Consider the following 2,104-nt stretch of genomic DNA (forward strand, 5'->3'; position numbering starts at 1 on the left):
CGGTTCGGTCCTTCCTGCGGGCGGGCGCGGGCGCGGCGGCCTCCTCGCCCTCCCTGGGCTGCGGTTTCGGGAACAGCACGGCGCCGGGCTGCAGCGTCGTGCCCGGAGGCGTCAGCCCCCAGTCGCCCGCCAGAGCATAGCGCGTGTCCGACAGCCCGAGCTGCGCCCGGAGCTCGCGCGCCTTCGTCGGGATGGCCGCCTCCAGCAGCACGCTCGCGACGCGCAGGCCCTCCACGGCGGTGTAGAGGACCGTGTCGAGCCGCTCGCGGGTCTCCTCGGAGCGCGCCAGCTCCCAGGGCTTCTGCTCCGCGATGTAGCGGTTGAGGTCACGCACGAACTCCATGCCCGCCTCCAGCGCCTGGTTCACCCGCAGGTGACGCACGAACGCCAGCACCTCGCCCGGCAGGGCGCGGGCGCGCGCCTCTACGCCGCGCTCGCGCTCGGTCTGCTCGCCCGGCGCGGGCAGCACGCCGCCACGGTACTTCTGCACCATGCTCGCCGTGCGCGACAGCAGGTTCCCCAGGTCGTTGGCGAGGTCGCTCTCGAGCCGGGACCGCAGGATGTTCTCGCCGTACGGACTGTCGCTCGCGAGGGTCGTCTCGCGCAGCAGCGTGTAGCGCACCGCGTCCGGACCGTACTCCGTGACGAGCGCGGCGGGGTCGATGGCGTTCCCGAGGCTCTTGCCCATCTTGCGTCCGTCCTCCGCGAGGATGTGCGCGTGCACGACGAGCTTCTCGTACAGGGGCAGCCCGGCGGCGCGCAGCATCGTCGGCCAGAACACCGCGTGCGGCTTGAGGATGTCCTTCCCGATGACGTGCCACGCGCGCTCGAAGAGCTCGGGGCGCCCCACCGCCTCCAGCGCGGAGACGTAGTTGAGGAGCGCGTCGAACCATACGTACGTGACGTGGTTGTCGTCCCACGGGAGCTCGATGCCCCACGGCACGCGCGACTTCGGACGGCTGATGGAGAGGTCGCCGATGGGCTCGCGCAGCATCTCCAGGACTTCGTTGCGGTACCCGGCGGGCTCGATGAAGGCGGGGTTCTGCTGGAGGAACTCCAGCAGCCACGCCTGGTACTTCTCCATCCGGAAGAAGTAGTTCGCCTCGCGCCGCAGTTCCGGCGGCTCCTTGTCGCCCGGCAGGATGCCGTTCACGAGCTCCTTCTCCGTGACGAAGCGCTCCGCGCCGACGCTGTAGAGGCCCTCGTACTCCGCGTAGTAGATGTCGCCCGTGTCGTAGACGCGCTGGAGGATCTCCCGGACGTACGCCTTGTGGCGCTCCTCGGTGGTGCGGATGAAGTCGTCGTAGGAGATGCCGAGGCGGTCCCACAGGCCCCGGAAGGCGCGCGTGGCGAGGTCGTCCACGAAGTCCTGCTCGCTGCGTCCGCTCGCGCGCGCGGCCTTGCTGATCTTCTCGCCGTGCTCGTCCGTGCCGGTCAGGAAGTACGTGTCGAAGCCCGCGAGGCGGTGGTAGCGCGCGATGGCGTCCGCGAGGATCTTCTCGTAGGTGTGCCCGATGTGCGGCTCGCCGTTGGCGTAGTCGATGGCCGTCGTGATGTAGAACGGCCCGCGCGCCTCGCCGGACTCGCGGGCGGCGTCGGGGACGGTGGTGCTGGAGGTGTCGGTCATGGAGGCTCCTCGGGGTGGCGTGAGGTCAAGAAAAACGGGGCGCCAGCAAGGCGCCCCCGGACGACGTGCTCGCGCTAGTCGCCGGGGGTGCCTCGCATCATTCGCGCCGCCTTCATGAGCGGAGTATACACGAGGCCCACCGGCGCGGGACGCTCCGCGCGTGAACGGGCGTTCATGCGCGGAGCGTCCCGCCCGAAGCCCCGCGCCGCTACCCGCCGAGGCTCGTGACGCTGAGCTCCTGCATCATCTTCTGCACCGCCTCGATCTCGTCCTGAACGACGGTGTGCCCCATGCCGGGGTAGACGCGGGCGTCCACCCGCGCGCCGAGGCCCTCCAGCACCCGCGCCGTCTCCCGCACGCGCTCCACCGGGATGTGCGGGTCCACGTCGCTGCAGCCCAGGAACACGGGCGTGCCCGCGAGGCTCCCGGCGTAGTCGCGCGGCGTGCCCTCGGGCCCGATCAGGCCGCCCGAGAAGG

At 71.1% G+C, this 2,104-nt stretch carries 2 protein-coding genes; both read right to left on the bottom strand.

From position 1 onward, the window contains the following. On the bottom strand, nucleotides 1-1,627 hold a 1,627-nt coding region (metG, locus tag DEIPI_RS0113545), incomplete at its 3' end, for a methionine--tRNA ligase (protein WP_157463648.1). Between the two features lie 208 nt (nucleotides 1,628-1,835). Continuing rightward, nucleotides 1,836-2,104: alpha/beta hydrolase (locus tag DEIPI_RS31065; protein ID WP_425387858.1), on the bottom strand; the 269-nt coding region annotated here is incomplete at its 5' end.

Source organism: Deinococcus pimensis DSM 21231, from assembly GCF_000519345.1.
Lineage (GTDB): Bacteria > Deinococcota > Deinococci > Deinococcales > Deinococcaceae > Deinococcus_A > Deinococcus_A pimensis.